At 67.1% G+C, this 22,296-nt stretch carries 15 protein-coding genes and 1 pseudogene; 11 read left to right on the plus strand and 5 right to left on the minus strand.

The window, feature by feature from the left end:
* The first annotated feature begins 105 nt into the window (after nucleotides 1-105).
* A complete protein-coding gene (locus ACQPW1_RS04375; protein ID WP_433661491.1) occupies nucleotides 106-1,527 on the plus strand; it encodes a S1 family peptidase in 1,422 nt (473 codons plus the stop codon).
* A 6-nt stretch (nucleotides 1,528-1,533) separates the two neighbouring features.
* On the opposite strand, the gene ACQPW1_RS04380 is transcribed toward ACQPW1_RS04375, so the two are convergent.
* Complete coding sequence (locus ACQPW1_RS04380) at nucleotides 1,534-2,841, minus strand: glycosyltransferase 87 family protein (RefSeq protein ID WP_433661492.1); 1,308 nt, start codon at nucleotides 2,839-2,841, stop codon at nucleotides 1,534-1,536.
* 199 nt (nucleotides 2,842-3,040) lie between these two features.
* Here ACQPW1_RS04380 and purL point away from each other — a divergent pair, with 199 nt between their 5' ends.
* Both purL and ACQPW1_RS04390 read left to right on the plus strand, forming a co-directional pair.
* Complete coding sequence (gene purL, locus ACQPW1_RS04385) at nucleotides 3,041-5,377, plus strand: phosphoribosylformylglycinamidine synthase subunit PurL (RefSeq protein WP_433661493.1); 2,337 nt, start codon at nucleotides 3,041-3,043, stop codon at nucleotides 5,375-5,377.
* Between the two features lie 110 nt (nucleotides 5,378-5,487).
* Nucleotides 5,488-7,182, plus strand: a complete 1,695-nt coding sequence (locus ACQPW1_RS04390) for an alpha/beta hydrolase (RefSeq protein WP_433661494.1) — start codon at nucleotides 5,488-5,490, stop codon at nucleotides 7,180-7,182.
* A 54-nt stretch (nucleotides 7,183-7,236) separates the two neighbouring features.
* Here the strand turns inward: ACQPW1_RS04390 and ACQPW1_RS04395 are convergent, their stop codons facing one another.
* Complete coding sequence (locus ACQPW1_RS04395) at nucleotides 7,237-7,527, minus strand: YiaA/YiaB family inner membrane protein (RefSeq protein ID WP_433661495.1); 291 nt, start codon at nucleotides 7,525-7,527, stop codon at nucleotides 7,237-7,239.
* 302 nt (nucleotides 7,528-7,829) lie between these two features.
* On the opposite strand from ACQPW1_RS04395, the gene ACQPW1_RS04400 reads away from it, so the two are divergent.
* Nucleotides 7,830-9,515 carry an alpha/beta hydrolase gene (locus ACQPW1_RS04400; RefSeq protein ID WP_433665134.1) on the plus strand — a complete coding sequence of 562 codons (1,686 nt, stop codon included), beginning with the start codon at nucleotides 7,830-7,832 and terminating at the stop codon, nucleotides 9,513-9,515.
* Nucleotides 9,512-10,147, plus strand: a complete 636-nt coding sequence (locus tag ACQPW1_RS04405) for a lysostaphin resistance A-like protein (RefSeq protein ID WP_433661496.1) — start codon at nucleotides 9,512-9,514, stop codon at nucleotides 10,145-10,147. Before ACQPW1_RS04400 ends, ACQPW1_RS04405 begins: the two co-directional genes overlap by 4 nt.
* 176 nt (nucleotides 10,148-10,323) lie before the next feature.
* On the opposite strand, the gene ACQPW1_RS04410 is transcribed toward ACQPW1_RS04405, so the two are convergent.
* Nucleotides 10,324-11,487, minus strand: a complete 1,164-nt coding sequence (locus tag ACQPW1_RS04410) for an FAD-dependent oxidoreductase (protein WP_433661497.1) — start codon at nucleotides 11,485-11,487, stop codon at nucleotides 10,324-10,326.
* Between the two features lie 26 nt (nucleotides 11,488-11,513).
* The gene (locus tag ACQPW1_RS04415) at nucleotides 11,514-12,134 is read right to left on the minus strand and encodes a TetR/AcrR family transcriptional regulator (protein WP_433661498.1); all 621 of its coding nucleotides are present in this window, start codon (nucleotides 12,132-12,134) and stop codon (nucleotides 11,514-11,516) included.
* A gap of 146 nt (nucleotides 12,135-12,280) precedes the next feature.
* Here ACQPW1_RS04415 and ACQPW1_RS04420 point away from each other — a divergent pair, with 146 nt between their 5' ends.
* Together ACQPW1_RS04420 and ACQPW1_RS04425 are read left to right on the plus strand one after the other, a co-directional pair.
* Complete coding sequence (locus ACQPW1_RS04420; protein ID WP_433665135.1) at nucleotides 12,281-12,673, plus strand: sterol carrier family protein; 393 nt, start codon at nucleotides 12,281-12,283, stop codon at nucleotides 12,671-12,673.
* A 162-nt stretch (nucleotides 12,674-12,835) separates the two neighbouring features.
* Nucleotides 12,836-14,863: an ATP-binding protein gene (locus tag ACQPW1_RS04425; protein WP_433661499.1), complete on the plus strand. Its 2,028-nt coding sequence runs from the start codon at nucleotides 12,836-12,838 to the stop codon at nucleotides 14,861-14,863.
* Between the two features lies 1 nt (nucleotide 14,864).
* Here the strand turns inward: ACQPW1_RS04425 and ACQPW1_RS04430 are convergent, their stop codons facing one another.
* Complete coding sequence (locus ACQPW1_RS04430) at nucleotides 14,865-16,133, minus strand: YhgE/Pip domain-containing protein (RefSeq protein ID WP_433665136.1); 1,269 nt, start codon at nucleotides 16,131-16,133, stop codon at nucleotides 14,865-14,867.
* 234 nt (nucleotides 16,134-16,367) lie between these two features.
* On the opposite strand from ACQPW1_RS04430, the gene purF reads away from it, so the two are divergent.
* From purF to ACQPW1_RS04450, 4 genes and pseudogenes are all read left to right on the plus strand, one after another.
* A complete protein-coding gene (gene purF / locus ACQPW1_RS04435; protein WP_433661500.1) occupies nucleotides 16,368-17,948 on the plus strand; it encodes an amidophosphoribosyltransferase in 1,581 nt (526 codons plus the stop codon).
* A gap of 487 nt (nucleotides 17,949-18,435) precedes the next feature.
* Nucleotides 18,436-20,052: an ABC transporter substrate-binding protein gene (locus tag ACQPW1_RS04440; protein ID WP_433661501.1), complete on the plus strand. Its 1,617-nt coding sequence runs from the start codon at nucleotides 18,436-18,438 to the stop codon at nucleotides 20,050-20,052.
* A 122-nt stretch (nucleotides 20,053-20,174) separates the two neighbouring features.
* Nucleotides 20,175-21,185 (plus strand): ABC transporter permease, encoded by a 1,011-nt coding sequence (locus tag ACQPW1_RS04445; protein ID WP_433665137.1) that lies wholly within the window; start codon nucleotides 20,175-20,177, stop codon nucleotides 21,183-21,185.
* Nucleotides 21,186-21,277: 92 nt separating this feature from the next.
* Nucleotides 21,278-22,138 (plus strand): annotated as a pseudogene (locus ACQPW1_RS04450) (ABC transporter permease); the annotation flags it as partial.
* Between the last annotated feature and the right edge of the window lie 158 nt (nucleotides 22,139-22,296).

Here is a 22,296-nt window from a genome sequence, read left to right on the forward strand (position 1 = left end):
GCGCAATACGGACACGCATAAGTACTAGTTGGTCCGTTTTGTGACTGGTGTGACGTAACGTCAGCGGCCGCACACCAATGTCGGGTTCGTCAGGAGGCCGCTCGAATGGAGTTCGGAACCGTTGCGCGCCGCACGGCGCTGAGTTGCTGTGTGGCACTGGTCGCGGCTGGATCGTTGGCCTCTCCGGCCGCGGCGGACCCGCGATCCGCGGACCTCGTGCTGCCACCAGGCTTGAGCGAGGCAGTGAAACGAGACCTCGGCATCGACCCGGCCGAGTATCTGACCCGCGCCGAACGCACACATCGGCTGGCCGAGTTCGGCAAAGCGGCGCGCATCGCGCATCCGGTGGCCTTCGCCGGAGTCCGGATGGAAGGCGACCGTCCAATCGTCTCGCTCACCGACGGGGTGAGCGCCGAACGCGCGCGGACGGCGGCCGAGGAAGCCGGATTCACCGTGGAAACCGTTGCCGACAGCGAGGCCACCCTGCGCGGCAGGCGCACCGTCTTCGAACGGTGGCTGGCCGGGCAGACTCGCTCCGTCGCCGAGTCCATCGTCGGATACGGCATCGACGTGGCACACAACAGTGTCGCGGTTCGCCTGGCCAAGGACGTGCAGTTGCCGGCCGAGGCGGGGCCGGTCCGGTCGGTAGCGGCGGTGCTGCCCGAAGCCAGGCCTGATGACACACCCATCAGCGCGCAAACCATTGCCGCCGAGGAAGCCGCCGGTGACGTCATCGGCGGCCAGGCCTACGCCGTCGAACTCGGCGGCAAGACCGCCTATTGTTCGTTCGGCTTCAACGGCACCGACGGCGCAGGCAATGCGGTGAACATCACCGCCGGACACTGCGATCCAGGCAATCTCGTCGAACCGGCGAAGAAGACAGCAGAACCCCAGCGCGTCTTCGCAACTCAGCCGCGCGACCGCGCCGAGGTCGCAGCGGGCGAACTGCCCCGGCGCGGTACCGAACTCGGTTACTTCGACGTCTCCAGGTTCAATCCGCACGACTACGCGATCGTGCGCATCAACAAGGCGGACGCGCCCCGGTTCCGGAACAACCTGGTATCGGCCCGGCAGCTGCCGCGGCCCTCGTCCTCGGTGGACACCGGCAGCAGCATCGGGCAGCTGCCAGCGGGAAGTAGCGGTGCCGGTGCGGAACGGGAAGAGGTCGTGCGGATCGACGGAACGACTGAACCGGTGGCAGGCAGCGCCGTGTGCAAATCCGGATTCAGGTCCGGATACTCCTGCGGCTTCGTGATCGCCGCCGGGCAGATCGGCATGATGCGCGGACTGCCGGGCAATGATGACCCGGTCCAGGTGCAGGACATGTTCTACACCAGCGTGTGTGCCCAGCGCGGTGACAGCGGCGGCCCGATCATGGCGGGTACCAAGGCGGTCGGCATCAACAGCGCCATCGTCCCGAACGTCACCCCGCTGGACGGCGCGTGCGGTCACCTTCCGGTGCTGGTCGGGCAGCCGATCAGCACTGTGCTGCGGGACAATCCGGGCATGACCATCCGGACCAGCTGACCTGGTCTACGCCGGGGCGCCCGCTGCCTTCTGCGTTTCCTGCGGCACCGGGTGATAGGTCGCCACCGCGACGACGAACACCGCGAGGGTGGCGAGCACGTAACTGCTGCCGATGAGCTGCTGCCACCAGGCCCAGCCGAGTTCCTTGTCTTCGGAGTGCGGCAGCAGCCACTGCGGTCCGATGAGGAACATGACGGTCAGCGCGCCGACGGCGCCCAGGAACAGCGGGCTGCGTCGGCCGCGCACGATCGCGTCCGCCGTCACCACCAGCGCGGGCGCGATCCACACCCAGTGGTGTGACCAGGAGACCGGCGAAACCAGCAGCACCACCGCGGCATTCACCATCAGCGCGGCCACGTTCGCGCCCGCGTCGATCAGCCTGCGCATCCAGACGGCGGCTAGCGCGATGGCCACCAGCGACAGCGCGATCCACAGCACGGTGGCCACCGAGTCGGCGATGCCGAGTCGGAACACCAGGCCCTTGATCGACTGGTTGCCCGCGAAGTACGGCGGCCCGATCCGGCCGGTGTCGGCGAGCGTGTGGAACCAGTACTCGGCCGAATCACTCGGGAACAGCAGGAAACCCAGACCCACCGCCCCGATCGCGGAGACGACCAGCGTGCCCGCCGCCTTCCAGTCCTTGCGCAGCAGGAAGTACAGCAGGTACCCGCCGGGAATCAGCTTCACCGACACCGCGATGCCGATCAGCATGCCGCGCGGCCAGAATGGCTTGCGCACCAAGCAGTCCAGCGTGATCGCGGCCATCAGCACCAGATTGATCTGGCCGAAGCCGAAGGTCTGGCGCAGCGGTTCGAAGGTCTGCAGCACCGCGACCGCACCGATGACGATCGTCAGCGCGGTGACCCGGGGCAGCTCGGGCCGGATCCGCGCGAGCACCACCCACAGCGTGGCACCGAGGCTGGCCAGCGAGGTCACCAGCACCAGCACCTCGGCGACCGGCAGCGGGATCAGCGCGAGCGGCGCGAAGAACAGCGCGGCGAGCGGGGGATAGGTGAACGGCAAGCCGATTCCGGCGACCGGCGGCATCGGCCCGTACAGCTCGCCGTCGTCGAGCCAGACCCGGGCGCCGTTGCGGTACACCTGTAGATCGATGTAGCCGGACCACCAGTGGACCAGTAGCGACAGCGCCGCCGACGCGGCGAAGAGGACGACCGCGGCCAGTAGCCAGCGCCGCTGCTCGCGCGACAACGGAACGCGCGCGGCGACGGTCGGCGCGGCGGACGCGCCATCGGCATTCAGGTTCTTCGAGGCAACCGGCTCAGCGGAATCCGCAACCCCCGATCGTTCGTTCACGGGGCCCAGAGTATCTGTGACCGGTGGTGTGACCTCCGTCGGCGCGCGAGGGCACGGTTGCCGCCTGTGACCTGGCGCACAGGAATCCGGCGAACCGGGCGCGATGTCGATGCGGCCCGCTGCCCAGCAACGGTCACGGCTAAACTTCCAGCTGAATCCCCAGCTTCGCGCTCCCGGCCCGAAAGGACCCTGGTTCCCCGTGACTTCGCAGGTCGACACTGTCAGCGCAGCCGCAGCAACTCCTGACGTGCCGCAACCCTATAAAGAGCTGGGTCTGAAGGACGACGAGTACGCCCGCATCAAGGAAATCCTCGGCCGTCGGCCGACCGACGCCGAACTGGCGATGTACTCGGTGATGTGGAGCGAGCACTGCTCCTACAAGTCGTCGAAGGTGCACCTGCGCTACTTCGGCGAAACCACCACCGAGCAGATGCGGTCCTCGATGCTCGCGGGCATCGGTGAGAACGCGGGCGTCGTCGACATCGGCGACGGCTGGGCGGTCACCTTCAAGGTGGAGAGCCACAACCATCCGTCCTACGTCGAGCCGTATCAGGGCGCGGCGACCGGCGTCGGCGGCATCGTGCGCGACATCATGGCGATGGGCGCCCGGCCGATCGCGGTGATGGACCAGCTGCGCTTCGGCGCGGCGGACGCGGCCGACACCCGGCGCGTGGTCGACGGTGTGGTGCGCGGCGTCGGCGGTTACGGCAACTCGCTCGGCCTGCCGAACATCGGCGGCGAGACCGTGTTCGACGCGTCCTACCAAGGCAATCCGCTGGTGAACGCGCTGTGCGCGGGCGTGATGCGGGTCGAGGATCTGCACCTGGCCTTCGCCTCCGGCACCGGCAACAAGATCATTCTGTTCGGCGCGCGCACCGGCCTGGACGGCATCGGCGGCGTTTCCGTGCTCGCCTCGGACACCTTCTCCGGTGACGAGTCCGGCACAGGGGGATGGCAGCCGACGGAGTCGGCGGGGCGGGAAAGGCAAGCCCGCAAGAAGCTGCCCAGCGTGCAGGTCGGCGACCCGTTCACCGAGAAGGTGCTCATCGAGTGCTGTCTCGAGCTGTACGCGGCCAAGCTGGTGGTCGGCATCCAGGACCTCGGCGGCGCCGGGTTGTCCTGTGCCACTTCCGAACTCGCGGCGGCCGGCGACGGTGGCATGCACATCGACCTGGAGCGGGTGCCGATGCGCGCCACCGGGATGAACCCGGCCGAGGTGCTCTCCAGCGAATCGCAGGAGCGCATGTGCGCGGTGGTCACCCCGGAGAACGTGGACGCGTTCATGGCGGTGTGCCGCAAGTGGGACACCCTCGCCACGGTGATCGGCGAGGTCACCGACGGTGACCGCCTCGTCATCACCTGGCACGGCGAGACCGTGGTCGACGTGCCGCCGCGCACCGTCGCGCACGAGGGCCCGGTGTACGAGCGCCCGGTGCAGCGTCCCGACGAGCAGGATGCGCTGATCGCCGACAGCACCGACAAGCTGACCCGCCCGAAGACCGGCGACGAACTGCGCGCGACGCTGCTGCAGATGCTGGCCAGCCCGCAGCTGTGCAGCCGCAAGTGGATAACCGAGCAGTACGACCGCTACGTGCGCGGCAACACGGTGCTCGCCGAGCATGCCGACGCGGGCGTCATCCGGATCGACGAGGAGACCGGTCTGGGCATCGCGCTGGCCACCGATGCGTCCGGCCGCTACACCAAGCTGGACCCGTACACCGGCGCGCAGCTCGCGCTGGCCGAGGCCTACCGCAATGTCGCCACCACCGGCGCCACCCCCAAGGCCGTCACCAACTGCCTCAACTTCGGTTCGCCGGAGGATCCGGGCGTGATGTGGCAGTTCCAGCAGGCGGTCCGCGGTCTCGCGGACGGCTGTGTGGCACTGGGCATTCCGGTCACCGGCGGCAACGTCAGCTTCTACAACCAGACCGGGCAGACCGCCATCCTGCCGACCCCGGTGGTCGGCGTGCTCGGCGTCATCGACGACGTGCACCGGCGCATCCCGACCGGCCTCGGCCTGGAGCCGGGCGAGACGCTGATCCTGCTCGGCGACACCCGCGACGAATTCGGCGGCTCCATCTGGTCGCAGGTCGTGCACGACCACCTCGGTGGCGTGCCGCCGGTGGTCGACTTCGCGCGCGAGCAGCTGCTGGCCGAGGTGCTCACCGCGGGTTCGCGCGACGGCATGATCAGTGCCGCGCACGACCTTTCGGAGGGCGGGCTGATCCAGACCGTCGTCGAGGCCGCGCTGGCCGGCGAAACCGGTTGCCGCGTGCTGCTTCCCGAGGATGCCGACCCGTTCGTGACGCTGTTCTCCGAGTCGGCGGGCCGCGTGCTCGTCGCGGTGCCGCGTTCGGAGGAGACCCGGTTCACCAAGATGTGCACCGCCCGCGGCCTGCCGTGGACGCGCATCGGCGTGGTCGACCAGGGCACGGATTCCATTGAGGTACAAGGACAGTTCTCCGTCCCCATGGACGAGCTGCGTGCCGCGCACGAGGGCACGCTGCCGAAGTTGTTCGGGGCAAGCGCGATCTGATGCATTCCCGCCTCTCCGCGTATTCAGGCCAGACTTAGGTGCGGGCGGCGCAGCGTTGGCGTCCGGCGGTCGGGAGTTGGCTGAGTCAGCTGGTACCCGGTGAGTTACCCATGTTCGTGCGAAATCAGTTGTCCTTTTCGGCGTTCGGGCTGGTCATCGCCACGCTGTTCTTCTCGTTGTCGCTGACTCCGTCACTGCTGCCGCGGGATTGGCTGTTCGAAGGCCTCATCGGCGGCGTCAACGCGGCCATCGGCTACGGCGTGGGCTGTCTGCTGGAGTGGGCCTTCCGCAGCTGGGTTCGGCCGCGGTTGCCCGCTTCGGTGACAAAGGTTTTCGCCGATCTGCCCACATGGGTGCCGGGTGTGGTCAAGGCGGTCGTGGTGATCGCCTGCGTGGTCGTCGCGATCGTGATGCTGATCCAGTCGGCACGCTGGCAGCGCGAGATCACCGAGTTGATGAACATGGCCGACACCACGACCACCGGCTTCCTGCGCACCGGTGCGCTGAGCGCCGCGGTGATCGCGTTGGTGATCGGGGTGTTCCGCGCCGTGCGGTGGCTGGTGCGCTGGGTGGCCGGCGAGCTGACCGAGCGGGTGCACATCCCGCGAAAGTTCGCGCTGCCCATCGGTTTTCTGATCGTCACCATCATCGCGGTCACGCTGTTCAACGGCGTGCTCGCCAAAGGCTTTTTCGCAGTGACGAATTCGGCGTTCAGCGTGCGCAACAGCCACACCTCGCCGAATGCCACCCAGCCGCAGCTTGCGGAACGATCCGGCAGCCCGAACTCGCTGGCGAAGTGGGAGACGCTCGGCTCGGAGGGCCGCTGGTTCGTCTCCTATGTGCCGAGCGCGGACGATATCGCCAGGGTCACCGGCAAACCCGCACGCGAGCCCATCCGGGTGTACACCGGCCTGGAGTCGGCGAACAGTCCCGATTCGCAGGCCGAACTGGCCGCCGCCGAACTCGAGCGCACCGGCGCCTTCGACCGCAAGGCACTGGTGGTGGTGACCACGACGGGCACCGGCTGGGTCGACTCGACCAGCGCCGAATCCGTCGAGATGATGTACGGCGGCGACACCGCGATCGTGGCCACCCAGTACTCGTATCTGCCCAGCGTGCTGTCCTTCCTCTCGGACAAGGCGAAGGCGACGCGGATGGGAAAGCTGGTGTTCGACAAGGTCTATGAGCATTGGTCGGCGCGTCCGGCACAGTCGCGGCCGAAGCTGCTCGTCTATGGCGAGAGCCTCGGCTCGCAAGGCTCGGAGGGCGCGTTCAACGGCCTGGCCGACCTGCGCACCAAGGCCGACGAGGTGCTGTGGGTCGGGCCGCCCAACTCGAACCGGCTGTGGGGCGAATTCGTCGCCCGCCGCGATCCGGGCTCACCCGAGGTGCTGCCGACCTACGCGGACGGACTGGTGGTGCGGTTCGCCGACGGCCGCGGCGATCTGTGGCAGCCGTCGAGCACCTGGCTCACGCCGCGCATCGCCTATCTGCAGCACGCGTCCGATCCGGTGGTCTGGTGGTCGCCGGATCTGCTGTTCACCGAACCGGATTGGCTGCGCGAGCCACGCGGGTCGGACGTGTCGCCGACCATGGCGTGGTATCCGATCGTCACGTTCTGGCAGGTCGCCGCGGATCTGCCCAATGCGCAGGGCGTCACCGACGGGCACGGCCACCGCTACGGCACACTGGTGCTCGACGCCTGGGCCGCGCTCGCCGAACCGCCGGACTGGTCGGCCGATCTGTCGGACCGGATCCGAAACTACTTGGAGCAGTCCGCGATTCGGGAACGCTCACTCAAGTAAGACGCGAACCTGGGCGGACCAGGACCCCTCGTGCACAAGGCCCGCCCAGGTGCGTCAGGACACGGTGTTGAACGGATCGTGCTCTGCGAGCAGCTTTTCCAACCGTGCCTGATCGATGCGACCGTGTACGGTCGCGGCCTCGTGCTGGTCACGCACCACCTTCGACAAGGTGAAGGTGCTGGTCACCAGGAACAGCAGGGACATCGCGAGAAAACCGCGCTGCCACATGTCCAGTGGGAGATAACAGATGCCGACGCCGACCCCGAAGAAGCTGACGCCGAACGCGATCGCGGCCTGCGCGATGAAGGCCGAGGTGGTCTTCGGCTGTGCGTTGGGAGTGCTCATGGGTAAGAATCTTGCCGACACGCGCTCGCGGGCAACCGTGTACAACTACTCGAGCGGGGTGGGTAGTTGCCGATCGCCCGTCGATTCCGGCGATCTGGCGCGGTGGCCGCCCGATCGATTGTGATCTGTGTCGACGCACCGCGTGGCGGCCCGGGCACGCCGCGTCGACCGTACTGGAACGCCATACTATTCCGATGATGATCGCTAAGGACCCGCCGTCCGCGCCCGACCTCGGCCCGCGCTGAGCTCTCGTGCTCGCGACCACCGCCACCCTGACGAAGCTGCGTGCGCGCGGCGTCGTCATGGTGCGGCGCGCGGAAGACATCATCGATCTGAACTACGTCGGGCTGGTCTTCGCGACGGTGTTCTTCGCGCTGTCGGTGACGCCGTCCCTGCTGCCGCGTGACTGGCTGTTCCAAGGCCTGATCAGTGGGATCAATGCCGCGCTCGGTTACGGCGTCGGCTGTGTGCTGGAGTGGTTGTTCCGGCTGTGGGTGCGGCCGCGGCTCACCAAGATTCCGCCGCCGCCCACCTGGGTCCGCTACGCGGTGAAGTCCGCGATCCTGATCACCGCCGGGCTCAGCGCGGCGCTGATGCTCGTCCAGTCGGCGCGCTGGCAGCGCGAGATCACCGCGTTGATGGGCATGGAGGGGACCACAACGCCCGCGTACCTGCGCACCGGGTTGCTGAGTCTGTCCGTCGGCATGGCGGTCGTCGCGGTGTATCGGACGGTGCGCGAGATCATCCGGTTCCTGGCCCGCCTGCTCAATCAGTGGGTGCGGGTGCCGCGCGAATTGGCGCCCGCCGCCGGGTTTCTGGTGCTGGTCGTGCTGGCTGTAACCATCTTCAACGGCGTCGCCTCGCGGGCGTTCTTCGCGGTCGCGAACTCCGCGTTCAGCGTGCGCAACGACCACACCTCGGCGAACGCGATCCAGCCGGTGCAGCCCGAGCGCTCCGGCAGCCCCGCCTCGCTGGCGAAATGGGAGACGCTCGGTTACGAGGGGCGCTGGTTTGTTTCGCACGGGCCGACCGCGAGCAAGATCAGCGAGGTGACCGGCAAGCCGGCCCGCGAGCCGATCCGCGCCTACGTGGGACTGGAATCGGCCAAGGCCGACCAGGATCCGGCGGAACTGGCCGCCGCGGAGCTGGAGCGCACCGGCGCGTTCGATCGGAAGGTGCTGGTGGTGGTGACCACCACCGGCACCGGGTGGGTGAACGGCATGGCGGCCGGGGCGATCGAGTACATGTACGGCGGCGACAGCGCGATCGTCGCCTCGCAGTACTCGTATCTGCCCAGCGTGCTGTCGTTCCTCGCGGACCGCGGCAAGGCGACGACCGCGGGTCGGGCGATGTTCGACGCGATCTACCGGCACTGGAACGCGCGGCCCGCGGAGCAGCGGCCGAAGCTGCTGGTGTACGGGGAAAGCCTGGGCTCGCAGGGTTCCGAGGCCGCCTTCGACGGGCTCGCCGACCTACGCACGAAGGTGGACGGCGCGTTGTGGGTCGGGCCGCCGAACTCGAATCGACTGTGGGAGCAGTTCGTTTCGCGACGCGACCCCGGCTCGCGGGAGATCGAGCCGGTGTACGCCGACGGTCTGGTCGTCCGATTCGCCTCGGACAGTGCCGATCTCGCGCGACCGTCCACCGAGTGGCGGCCGCCGCGGATCGCCTACCTGCAGCACGCGTCGGATCCGATCGTCTGGTGGTCGACGGATCTCATTTTCTCGCAACCGGATTGGCTGTCCGAGCCGCGCGGTGCGGACGTTTCCTCGCAGATGCGCTGGTGGCCGTTCGTCACCTTCTGGCAGGTCGCCGCCGATCTGACCAACGCCCAGGGCGTGACCGACGGACACGGGCACCGCTACGGCAATCTCGTGCTCGACGGGTGGGCGGCCATTGCCGCACCGCCGGATTGGAACGCGGCGATGTCCGACCGGATCCGGGTGGAGATCGAGGCCGCCGAGGACTTCGAACGGAAGACCAAGTGAGTAGAGTTCCGAAAACTGTTGCTGCCAGTGGTCTTCCGCTGGCTTGGAGTAACTGGGCGCTACCGAAGCTCGGGCTCGGGGTGCGGGGCAGGACCGTCGCCAACGCGGGATTCGCCACCGCCTATGCCGCTGCGTTCCATGGCGTGCCGAATTGGCGCTCTGCGAAGGGGTTTCGGTACGGTATCGTCTCTGCTTCGCTCGTCGTCGCCGGTTACAGTGTGGCCCTGGCGATTCCGTCGGTGCGGAAGGGTTTGCACGAGTTCGAAGATCGTGGGCCGGAAGTCTCTCCCGCTGAATGGATCGCGGTGCATATCCCGATCGGTACCGTCTACAGCGAAGAGATGATCTTCCGCGCCACCCTGGATCCATTGCTGGACAACGCATTCGGTTCACGTGCGGGCTCGGTGCTCGGCGCACTGACCTTCGGTCTCTGGCATATCCACCCGGCTCGCGCCGCGGGCGACAGTGTCCCTGTCGCGGTCGGTGCAACGGCTGCGGGCGGTGTCGCGCTCGGCTGGCTGCGCCGTCGTACCGGAAGCGTCACTGCCCCGGCCCTGCTCCATCTGGCCACCAATGCGGGTGGCGCCATTGCACCCCGTCTGGCCCGGGTGATCGGCGCTGCCCGCACGTAGGCGGCCTTCGCGGTGCGATTCCGCGGGTTCTGCGCTGACCTGCATCAGCTCCATTGGCCGTAGCGACTCGTCCGCTCGCTTCGTCGGCATGCGCGTCACGCCGAAGCAGGCGAGCACCAACTGATTGTTCACGAAAACCGAAGGGCCCCCGGCCCTTTCGGTGTGCGTGGACGGTTTCAGGTACTGGTCTTGGCGGTGAGGGACGCCGCGGCGTCGCGGGCCGCGAGCAGCGCGCTGTTGATGGAGATTTCGCCGCGCATCCCCGGCGCGGCGACCTGGTCGCCGATCAGGTAGACGTCGTTGCCGCGGTCGATGGCGGGCCGGTCGCGCCACGTCTGGCCGGGCAGGTCGAGTGCGCCGGTGCGGCCCTTCGCGGTCGCGGCGCGTTGGAAGGTGGTGCGGTCACGCCAATCCGGCACGACGGTGTCGGCGAAGCGTTCCAGCCGGGTTTGCGTGAGGCTGGCGGATTCGCCGGTGCGGGTGGGCATTTGGAGTTGGAACAGCGACTCGCCGGGCGGCGCGATGGTGTCGTCCTGCATGGTGTAGCTCTCGTGGAAGCCGCCTTCGTCGAGATCGAACACCAGGGTTCGGTCGCCACGCGACGCGGTGACCGCGATATCGAGCAGGGCGCAGTGACCGCTGGTCCAGTGCAGACTGTCGTCGCCGAGCAACGTCCGGGCCGCGTGCAGATCGGTGGCGATGATCACCGGCCCATCGGTGGGCAGCTGGTCGACCCGTGCGCCGGTCTCGATGGTGACACCGAGTTCGGTTGCGCGAGCTGCCATCTGATCGATGACCCGCTGCCATCCGCCGCGTACCCAGCGCACCGCGGGGATGTTGGCACCGAACACGCGCTGGAACAGCTCCCACACGAATGCCGCGGACAGGCGGCCGGTGTCGGCGTCGTAGGTCACCACGCCGATCGCGTTGGCCAGCTGCTCGGCGGTGACCTCGCCCCACCTGGCCGAAGCCCAGCCGCGGAAGTCTTGGTCGACCGGCGCGGTGAGCCTGCCGCGCGCCTGCGCCCGCAGCATCCGCATCGGTGGCAGCGATCGCACGCGACCGTAGACCCGGAAACCCGCGCGCGCCCAGTCGCCGAGCCGGGGCCAGCCCAGATCGCTGACGAATCCATGCTGCTTCATCCATGTGTAATGCGGTCCGTCGGCGTAGAACACGTGCGCACCGTCGTGCACGACATACGGTGGGGCAGTGGCCCTTCCGCGTCCACCGAGGGTCTGGTGCGCCTCGTGTAGCCGGACCGCGGCACCGGTTTCGGCGACCGCGATTGCCGCTGTCAAGCCGGCCAGGCCCCCGCCGATCACCGTGACGTGTGTGTTCATGGTGCTCCCTCTCCCTGTGCGCCCGTCTATCGCAGCCGGGCGACGACCATCTCGGCAATGGACCGCAGATAGCGGTCCGCGTCCACCTCGGTGGGATGGTGACCGCCGAAGGTGTCACTGATCAGCCAGTAGTGCGCGACCGCGCCGACGACCACTGCGGCCGCCGCTTCCCAGTCCTGGTCACGCAGCTCGGGATCCGCGAGTTCGACCAGCCCGCGCAGCACCGCCGAGACGAACACCAGGTACTCCTCGCGCCGGAACACCTCGAGCACGTCGGTGCCGATCGAGTTGTCGCGCATCAGGATTCGGTTGATATCGCGGTCGTGCTCGAGCCTGGCCAGGCCGATCCGGAACAGCAGGGTCAACTTGTCGACGGTCGAGCCCTGCGGCTCGAGTGAGTAGAGCCAGGCCAGCACCGAGAAGTCCGGTGCCAGGAACGCCGCCCATTGGCCCCGATCCGTCAGCCGCGATCGGACCGCCTCGACCAACAGCTCGTCCTTGGACCGGAAATGCCGGTACATCGCCCCCGACCCACCCGAAAGCCCGGCGGCCCGCTCGATCTGCGTCACGGTGGTCCGCGCGAAGCCCTGCTCCCCGAACAGGCGCAGCGCCGCTTCGATGACCCGATCCCGTGTCGATCCCGTCATGCCTACCTCGATAAGTAATTGCTTACTTACTGTAGGACCGAGCGGCTCAGCCGCACAACCCTTTCCGAAATCCGCACATCGGTACGCTCGCGCACGAGCATCGCCGGGTGGCCGCGGACCCACCCGAGCCCGGTAATCTCGACGAGGTGGCGCGACAATCGGTGAGTCCGGCCGACCTGCGGTCGGCAGTGGATGCGGTGAGCGAATGGCTGCGAGACGACTCGGTGGATGCCCCCGCGCGCACCGAACTCGCGGCGGCGGTGCGCACCACCGCGCGCACCCTGGCCGCCTCGGCCCCGGGCCATTCGGTAGAGGTGCGGGTGCCGCCCTTCGTCGCGGTCCAATGCATCGAGGGCCCGCGGCACACCAGAGGCACCCCGCCCAACGTCGTCGAAACCGACCCGCGCACCTGGCTTCTGCTGGCCACCGGCCTGCTGGATTTCGTCACCGCCCTCGACTCCGGCGCCCTCACCGCATCCGGCAGCCGCGCCGCCGAAGTCGCGCACTGGCTCCCGATCGCCCGCCCGGCCGAAGGCTGAACCCGGCGCCCGCACGATCGCGCGCCGGTTGCCGAAATCGACACCGGAACCGGACCGTCCGTTATGAAGCGGAGGTCAGATGTTCAGGCGGCGGACAACCGGCGGGACGAGGATAGGTCTCGAGCGGATTCTCGGCTACCGCTCGAGCATTGGGGGCCGACCATGGAAGACATCGACGGACAGCACAAGTACACGATGCGGATCAGTCGACTCACCATCGACAAGCTCGGTATCCGCCTCTACGACCGCGTATCCGCGGTCCTCGCCGAACTGATCGCCAACTCCTACGACGCCGACGCCACCACGGTGGAGGTGTCGCTGCCCTGGGGCGTGATGCTGGCGGGCACCTTGCACGCGGCCGAACACGAGCCGTATCGAATCGTGGTGCGCGACAACGGCCACGGCATGACGGCGGCCGAGATCAACGAACACTATCTGCGAGTCGGCTCGGATCGCCGGATCCGGGTCGGCTCCGATCTGTCCCGGCGGCTGGAGCGACCGGTGATGGGGCGCAAGGGCATCGGCAAACTCGCCCCGTTCGGGATCTGCCGCACCATCGAGGTGATCTCGGTGGGCGGCGCGGACAGCGAGCGCACGCCCGCGGGCTGGCCGGTGGCGAACATCGTGATGAGCCTCGACGACATGGTGTCCGACACCGAACGCGACTACCACCCGCGCCCGGGTCCGCGCGATGGCACCTTCGGCACCGTGCGCGGCACCACCGTGATCCTGCGTGACTTCCTGCGCAAGCGCGTCGGCACCGGACCCGAACTCAGCCGCCAGCTCGCCGCCCGGTTCGGGCTGGAGCGCAGCGACTGGCAGGTGCAGGTGCACAACAGCATCGCCGAACGCGGTGTGCCGCAACGGTTCGTGCTCCGCGATCTGCCCATCGATCTGCTGGCCGAGACCAGGATCGACGTGGCCAAGCGCCCGGTCCGGTTGGGCGACCGGTTCCTGCCTGTCACCGGCTGGGCCGCCTACTCCAAGCAGCCCTACCGGGACGACGCGATGGCGGGTGTGCGGATCTACGCGCGCGGCAAACTGGTCGCGCAGACCCGCGACTTCGGCATCACCGAAGGCTTCACTGGCGAATACAAGCTGCGCTCCTATCTGGTCGGCGCGGTGCACGTCGACTGGCTGGACGACGAGGAGGATCTGGTCCGCTCCGACCGTCAGGACATCATCTGGAATTCCGAACGGGGCGAGGCACTTTCGGTATGGGGCCGCAACCTGGTCCGCGAACTCGGCAGGCTCGGCGAGCATTCGGTGAAGCGCCGGGTGTGGGAGGAATTCGTCGAGAAGTCCGGCATCCACGCGACGCTGCAGGCGATCGCGCCGCAGGACCGGCTGTTTCGCAAGTCGGTGATGGACGCGGCGCGAATCCTAGTGAACAACAAGGACCGTGCTGCGCTGGAGGACAAGACACACATCGACAGCATTGTCCGGCTTGCCCTTTCGCTCGGCCCGCAGCGCAGCCTGCTGGAGACGCTGAAGGAGGTGGCCGAGGACACCGACAATCAGCTCGATGTGGTTGTCGCGCTGTTCGAAACGGCCAGGGTCGCCGAGGTCTACTCGCTCGGCCAGATCGCCTCCGAGCGGGTCGCGGTGGTGCACCGGCTGCAGACCCTGATCGATGACCGGCATTCGCTGGAGCGGCCGTTCCAGGAGCTGATCGAGCGGGCGCCCTGGCTACTCGCGCCGGAGTGGACCCCGCTCGGCATGAACGAATCGCTCAAGCGGGTCCGCGCCAGCTTCGAGCGGTGGTATCGGCAGAAGTTTGGCGCCACCCTGCTCACCACCGCGATCGGCAGCGAGAAGCGGGAGCCGGATTTCGTGCTGCTGCACGACGCGGGGGAGCTGTGGATCGTCGAGATCAAGCGGATGGACTATCACCTCACCGACGAGGAGTACAACCGCGCGATCAACTATCTGTACTCGCTCGACACCTTCCTGAACGAAAACCCGCGCATCGGTGAGCAATTCCCGCGGCGCAGGCTCACCTTCATCGTCGATCACGTGGACCGGCTGCGCCCGACCTCGCTGTCCTCCTTGGACAGCGACCGCCGCATCGACCGGCGTACCTGGCGCGAGCTGCTCGACTCCACCCTGCGCGCGCACCGCGACTTCCTCGATCGCGTCTACGCGATGCGCGTGGGCGAACAGGCCGAGGCCGACGTCAGCACCGGGTGAATCAGGCCGTGCCGCGGTTGCTGCGGTGCAGGCCCTTGTAGTCGTAAAAGCGGGTGATGACGGCGCCGAAGGCCAGGCCGATGGCGAGACCGAGGACGGCCATCCAGACGCCGCGGCTGAGGCCGGCTTCGAAACTGGCGTCGAAGTAGAGGATGGCGCGGATGCCGAGGAACACCTGGTGCATCGGTTCGAAGGAGGCCAGCCAGCCGAAGTACTGCGGGGTCGCCTCGATCGGGACGGTGCCGCCGGAGGACGGCAGGCCGAGAATGATGAACAGGATCAGGTTCACCAGCAGGCCGGCCGAGCCGATGGCGGCGAGGGTGGACAGACCGGTGACGCCGACGGCGATGATGGCCAGCGCGCTGTAGAGGAACAAGGCCAGCGGGTGGTCGATCGGCATATCCAGGATCTTGCCGACAATCAGGAAGACCGCCGAGACGATGTTCGCGGTCACCACCATGACGCCCCACTTGATCAGCAGGGTGTGGAAGCGAGAGATCGGCGTCGGCGGGTAGTGCACGAACCACGGCCCGTATTCGGTGGGGATGAAACCGAGTTGGGCGTCGATCATGGTGTGGATGACCATCGCGCCGACCACTCCGGCGAGCAGCAACAGCAGCGCGTAGAAGAACGCACTGAGCCCTTGACCGGTGCCGTCGGGCAGCGGGTGATACTGCTGGACAACAACTTTCACCGGATCGGCGAGCGCGACGCGGGCCGCGCCGGACAGCTCGGGCGCGGGCGGCGCACCGGGTTGCGGTTTCAGCTGCTCGGTCACCTGGTCGGTGAGCTGCTTGCCGACCTGCTTGTTCACCTCGGTCAGCGCCTGATTGCCAACCCGCAGCACGATCTGGGTGCCGAACGCGCCGGTGCGCGGATTGGTCTGCATGGTGATGATCGGGCGTTCCATCTCGCCGGGAATCACGCTGCCGACGCCGAGGATGCCGAGGCGCTTGCTGAAATCGCCGGGGATGACGAGCGAGCCGTAGACCTCGCCGGACTGCATCTGCCGCTCGGCCTCGCTGATGCTGAGCACGCGCAGGTCGACCTTGTCCGACGGCACCCCCTTTTCGAGTGCGTCGGTGATCTGGTTACCGAAGTTCACCTGCTGCTGGCGATCCGCCGTTTTGATGACATCGCCCACATCTTGGTTCACCAGCGCGATCGGAAAATCGTGCAGATTCTTCTCCGGATCGACGACGTAATCCAGATACATGATGCCGAGCAGCGCCGTCAGCAGCGTGAGCACCGCGATGGGAAACAGCACCATTCGAGCCCATGGCCTGCGCTGCGGCGGCGTTCCCCCGGTGGTCGATCCCGCCCCGCTGCCTGAATCCGCGCTGTCGGTAGTCGTCACGGCTCGCACCGTAACAGCTGCCGAGTCCGAATTCCCTGGCTCACCCGCCACCCCGATTGCTGCTCGTATGCGGTGGGGGTGATCGTGATCGAACATTCACCCGTAGACTGGACCATGCCCCCAGCCCGCCCGAACAGGGAGCAAACGGTGACCAAGGCCGAACTGCCGGTTGACGCTATTTCCGCCACCCCCGATCAGGTCGAGAACGAGCCACGCGAAGAGTGTGGTGTGTTCGGAGTCTGGGCGCCGAGCGAGGACGTGGCGAAGCTCACGTACTACGGCTTGTACGCGCTGCAACACCGCGGGCAGGAGGCGGCGGGCATCGCGGTATCCGACGGTTCGCAGATCTTGGTCTTCAAGGATCTCGGTCTGGTCAGTCAGGTATTCGACGAACAGACCCTCGCGGCCATGCCGGGCCACATCGCCGTCGGCCACTGCCGCTACTCCACCACCGGTGGTGTGACCTGGGAAAACGCCCAGCCCATCTTCCGGACCACCTCGGTCGGTTCCGGACTTGCCTTGGGCCACAACGGCAATCTGGTCAACACCGCCGAATTGGCGGGCCGGGCAAGGGAATTCGGGCTCATCGGCGCGACGGTGGCCAACGGCCGCCCGCAGCCGATCGCCGCGACCTCCGACTCCGACGTGATCACCGCGCTGCTGGCACACGCCTCCGGCGACTCCAGCATCGAGCAGGCGGCGATGGAGTTGCTGCCGACGCTGAAGGGCGCGTTCTGCCTGACCTTCATGGACGAGCACACCCTCTACGCCGCGCGTGACCCGCACGGTGTCCGCCCGCTGTGCCTCGGCAGGCTGGACCGTGGCTGGGTTGTTGCCAGCGAAACCGCCGCACTCGACATCGTCGGCGCCGCGTTCGTCCGGGAGATCGAGCCCGGCGAACTGCTGGCGATCGACGCCGACGGCGTCCGTTCGATGCGCTTCGCCAACCCCGAGCCCAAGGGCTGCGTCTTCGAATTCGTCTACCTGGCCAGGCCGGACAGCACCATCTCCGGCCGTTCGGTGCACGCCACCCGCGTCGAGATCGGCCGCCTGCTCGCGCACGAGCATCCGGTCGACGCGGACCTGGTGATCCCGGTGCCCGAATCCGGCACCCCGGCCGCCGTCGGTTACGCGCAAGGATCCGGCGTGCCCTACGGCCAGGGCCTGATGAAGAACGCCTACGTCGGGCGCACCTTCATCCAGCCGAGCCAGACCATTCGTCAGCTGGGCATCCGGCTCAAGCTCAACCCGCTGCGCGAGGTCATCCGCGGCAAGCGGCTCATCGTGGTGGACGACTCGATCGTGCGTGGCAACACCCAGCGCGCGCTCATCCGCATGCTGCGCGAGGCGGGCGCGCTGGAGATCCACGTTCGGATCGCGTCGCCGCCGGTCAAGTGGCCGTGCTTCTACGGCATCGACTTCGCCTCGCCCGCCGAGCTCATCGCCAACGGCTCCGGAGCCGAAGGCAGCTTCGACGAGATGGTGGAGGGCGTGCGCCGTTCGATCGGCGCCGACACGCTCGGCTACATCTCCACCGAGGGCATGATCGCCGCCACCGAACAGCCGCGCTCGCGGTTGTGCTGCGCCTGCTTCGACGGTACCTACCCGATCGAACTGCCCTCCGAGGCGGCCATCGGCAAGAACCTGCTCGAAGGCATGCTCACCGGTCAGTCAGAGGCACTGCTTTTGGGCGAGAACGCGAACGCGAGCGCACTGAGCCGTCCGTGATCCATCGGGCGGTCGTGACGCACGGCCGCCCGTCGAGTGCCGGTAAAACCGACACATAGCTGTTTCGATTCCCAGCACATAGCCGTCTCGTTTTCGAGCACATCGCTGTCTCGATTTCGAGCGGATTTCCGCTCTTCGGCGACCCGCTGCCAGGGCGCTCGGTCGTGCCCAAAACATGGCGTGCGCACGGCGGGTCGATCACGCGCGTCGCGGTTACCCGGCGTGTTTTGTCCGATTTCGGGTCGTGGCGTCTTCGAGACACCAGAACCGACGATATAACGCGTTCCTGGACATTCGTCCGGTGATCTGGCCCCTGCGGTGCGCTATACGCAACGCGGTCTAACACCCCGGCAATTTTTTCTGTGAAAACGCAACGTGCCGGAAATGGTTCGTGGGTACGGTGCCCGTCAGATCGGAAGTTCATTGTGTCCGCACCTGTCCTGCGATCCAGGACAACGCGGTGTGGCGCTCGAGAAGTGGGGCCCTGATGTTGGTTTCTAGAACACCTGGGGGCCGGACCCGGACGCGAACTATCGCGGCCGTCGGCCTGGCGACGCTGGTTGCGTCTGCCTTGGCCGGCTGCGGTTCCGGCCGGACCGGTGATGGTGGTGAAGGTGGTGGCCTGGTGGCCGGCACCACGGACAAAATCTTCTCGCTCGATCCGGCGGCCGCCTATGACAACGGCTCCCTGGTCGCGGAAACGCAGTTCTACCAGTACGTGCTGAACTTCGCGCCCGGCGATGCCACGCCGAAGCCGGACGCTGCGGAGAAGTGCGATTTCACCTCCCCCACGGTGTACAGCTGCACCATGAAGCCGGGCCTGAAGTTTGCCAACGGCAACCCGTTGACCGCGAAGAGCGTCAAGTTCTCGTTCGACCGGATGCTCAAGATCAATGACCCGAACGGTCCGGCCTCGCTGCTCGGCAACCTCGAGAAGACCGAGGCGCCGGACGACAAGACGGTCAACTTCACCCTGAAGGTCGCCAACGACCAGACCTTCCCGGCGATCCTGCCTACCCAGGCGGGTCCGATCGTGGACGAGAAGGTCTACGCACCCGACAAGGTGATGGCCGACGAAGACGTGGTGAAGAACAAGGGCTACTCCGGCCCGTACACCATCGCAAGCTACGACAAGAACAAGCTGGTCGAGTACACGGCGTTCCCGGATTACAACGGCATCCTCGGTACCCCGAAGACCAAGAACGTCTCCACCAAGTACTACGCGACCACCGACAACATGAAGCTCGAGTTGCAGAACGGGTCGCTCGACGTCGGCTACCGGTCCTTCACCCCGACCGACATCGGCTCGCTGCGCGGCGACAACAAGGTCGCGGTGCACGAGGGCCCCGGCGGTGAACTGCGCTACATCGTGTTCAACATGAACACCATGCCGGGCGGCACGCCGGAGCAGAAGCTGGCCGTGCGCAAGGCGCTCGCCTCCACCGTCGACCGCGCCGCGCTGGCCGAGGGTGTCTACAAGGGCACCTACCTGCCCGCGTATTCCTCGATCCCGCAGGGCGTTCCGGGTGCGACCGAGCCGTACAAGGACATCTACGGCGCGGGCCCGAGCAAGGACAAGGCGGCGAAGTTCCTCGCCGACGCCGGTGTCGCGACGCCGGTCGAGCTGAACCTGCAGTACAACCCGGACCACTACGGTTCGAGCAGCTCCGAGGAATACGCGGCGCTCAAGTCGCAGCTCGAGGCCAGCGGCCTGTTCCGGGTGAACCTGCAGTCCACCGAATGGGTGAGCTACCAGCGTGAGCGCGCCCGCGACTCCTACCCGCTGTACCAATTCGGCTGGTTCCCGGACTTTCCGGACCCGGACAACTACCTGACCCCGTTCTTCGCGCCGAACAACTTCCTGCAGTCGCACTTCGAGAACCCGGGCATCACCGCCCAGCTGCTCGCGGAGACCACGACGACGGACAAGACCAAGCGGCTCGAGATCCTCAAGGGCGTGCAGACGGACCTGGCGCAGAACTTCGTGCCGATCCTTCCGCTGTTGTCCGGCAAGCAGATCGCCGTCTCCGGCAAGAACGTGCAGGGCGTTGAACAGACTCTCGACGCGTCCTTCAAGTTCCGTTACACGGTGCTGAGCAAGTGACATCCGGCGAAGCCGGGCCCGGGACGATAGCTGCTCCAGAAACGAAGCCAGCGCCGGCCCGGGCCCGGCGCTTCGGCGTGCCACGACCAAGGAAGGGCGGGAGCGATTCCCGCCAGCTCGCACTGCTGCGCTACCTGGGCGTGCGACTGCTGCTGATCCCGGTGACCGCGTGGATCCTGGCCACCGTCGTGTTCTTCCTGATGCGCGTGGCGGGCGATCCGATCAGTGCGGCCATGGGTGGTCGAATGACCCAGGAGCAGATCGAGATTCGCAAAGAGGCGGCCGGGCTGAACCGGCCGATCATGTCGCAGTACTGGGACTACATCTCCGGTCTGCTGCAAGGGGATTTCGGTAAGTCGCAGGACAACCGGCAGATCAGCGACGTGATCACCACCTACGGTGCGGCGTCGGCGGAGCTGATGTTCTGGGCGCTCATCGTGGCCTTCGCGATCGGCATCCCGCTGGGCAGATACGCGGCGACACACCGGGATTCGATCTCGGACACCGGTCTGCGATTGTTCGCCATCCTGGCCTACGCGGCGCCGGTGTTCTTCGTCGGTCTGCTGCTCAAGCTGGTCTTCGCGGTGAAGCTCGGCTGGCTGCCGGTCGCGGGTCGGGCGAGCACGAATGTCGAACTGCAACTGCAGCACGTCTCACCGAAGACCAACATCATGCTGGTCGACGGGTTCCTTTACGGGGACACCGATTACATCATCGACGTGCTGAAACACGCTGTCCTACCGGCGATCGCGCTCGGGCTGCTCACCGCGGGCATCTTCCTGCGGCTGGTGCGGATCAACCTGATCCAGACGCTGCGTTCGGATTACGTGGATGCCGCGCGAGCGCGTGGCCTCTCCCAACGGGTGGTCACCGGGCGACACGCGTTCCGCAACGCGATGATTCCGATCGTCACCGTGATGGGCATGCAGATCGCCATGATGCTCGGCGGCGCGGTGCTGACCGAGACCACCTTCGAGTGGAAGGGCCTCGGCTATCAGCTCGCGCAGTATCTGACCGCCCGTGACTTCGTGGCGGTGCAGGGCATCGTCGCGTTCATCGCGATCTTCGTCGCGTTGATGAGCTTCCTGGTGGATGCCCTTGTGGCACTGATCGATCCGAGGGTGAGGTTCTGATGACCGCACCGGAATTGTTGAACGAGCCCGTCACTGTGCCGGTGGTTCCGCCGTCGGCCAAACGCGGCATCCCCGGCCTCCGGCTGTTCACTATGACCGCGGGCTTGCAACGCGCGACCCTGATCCTCGGTTTGGTGCTGGTTGCGATCTTCGTGCTCACGGCCGTCTTCGCACCGCTGATCGCGCCCTACGGTTTCGCGCAAAGCGCCACCGACGGTGTCGATTTCGTCCGTCAGCAGGCGCCGTCGGCGGACCACTGGTTCGGCACCTCGGTGCGCGGCGAGGACGTGTTCTCCCGGGTGATCTGGGGTGCCCGCACCGCGCTGTTCGTGATCGTGATCTCGCTGGTGCTCTCGCTGTTCATCGGCGTGCCGCTCGGCCTGCTCTCCGGCTACCTCGGTCGCTGGTTCGACCGGGTGCTCGTGCTGTTCATGGACGCGATGTACGCCTTCCCGACGCTGCTGCTGGCGATCGTGGTGTCCATCGTGGTCGCGGGCGGCCGGTCCACCAGCCTGGGCGGCGTGCTGTCCGCGGCGGTGGCCATCACGGCGGTCTTTGTGCCGCAATACTTTCGGGTGGTGCGCAACGCGACCGTGTCGGTGAAGAACGAGCCGTACGTGGACGCGGCCCGGGTGACCGGCGCGTCGACCGCGCGAATCCTGTTCCGGCACATCTTCGCCAACGTCACCCAGTCGCTGCCGGTCATCGTCACCCTCAACGGGTCCGAGGCCATCCTCACCCTCGCGGGCCTCGGCTTCCTCGGGTTCGGCATCGAGCCGACCCAGGCCGCCGAGTGGGGCTACGACCTGAACAAGGCGTTGTCCGATGTGTCCAACGGCATCTGGTGGACCGGTATCTTCCCCGGTTTCGCCATCGTGCTGGTGGTGCTCGGCATGACGCTGGTCGGGGAGAGCCTCAACGAGGTGCTCAACCCGGTGTTGCGGACTCGACGCGCGGTCGCCGCGGCGCCGGGCGACGCGATCACCGTCGCGGGCATCGAGGTCGCCGACCCGAACGAGCTCGAAAGTGCGAGCGACACAGCCGATATCGAGTCCGGTGGCGCGAAAGCCGTTGGCGACGACGTCGATCTGGTCAAGGACCGCACCGCTGG

Source organism: Nocardia sp. CA-128927, from assembly GCF_050955855.1.
GTDB lineage: Bacteria > Actinomycetota > Actinomycetes > Mycobacteriales > Mycobacteriaceae > Nocardia.

Excerpts from the sequence above, each read along its gene's own strand:
- ACQPW1_RS04375 (WP_433661491.1), top strand. The coding sequence starts at position 106 with ATGGAGTTCGGAACCGTTGCGCGCCGCACGGCGCTGAGTTGCTGTGTG.
- ACQPW1_RS04390 (WP_433661494.1), top strand. The coding sequence starts at position 5,488 with ATGTTCGTGCGAAATCAGTTGTCCTTTTCGGCGTTCGGGCTGGTCATC.
- ACQPW1_RS04395 (WP_433661495.1), bottom strand. The coding sequence starts at position 7,527 with ATGAGCACTCCCAACGCACAGCCGAAGACCACCTCGGCCTTCATCGCG.
- ACQPW1_RS04400 (WP_433665134.1), top strand. The coding sequence starts at position 7,830 with ATGGTGCGGCGCGCGGAAGACATCATCGATCTGAACTACGTCGGGCTG.
- ACQPW1_RS04410 (WP_433661497.1), bottom strand. The coding sequence starts at position 11,487 with ATGAACACACACGTCACGGTGATCGGCGGGGGCCTGGCCGGCTTGACA.
- ACQPW1_RS04415 (WP_433661498.1), bottom strand. The coding sequence starts at position 12,134 with ATGACGGGATCGACACGGGATCGGGTCATCGAAGCGGCGCTGCGCCTG.
- ACQPW1_RS04425 (WP_433661499.1), top strand. The coding sequence starts at position 12,836 with ATGGAAGACATCGACGGACAGCACAAGTACACGATGCGGATCAGTCGA.
- ACQPW1_RS04430 (WP_433665136.1), bottom strand. The coding sequence starts at position 16,133 with ATGGTGCTGTTTCCCATCGCGGTGCTCACGCTGCTGACGGCGCTGCTC.
- ACQPW1_RS04440 (WP_433661501.1), top strand. The coding sequence starts at position 18,436 with ATGTTGGTTTCTAGAACACCTGGGGGCCGGACCCGGACGCGAACTATC.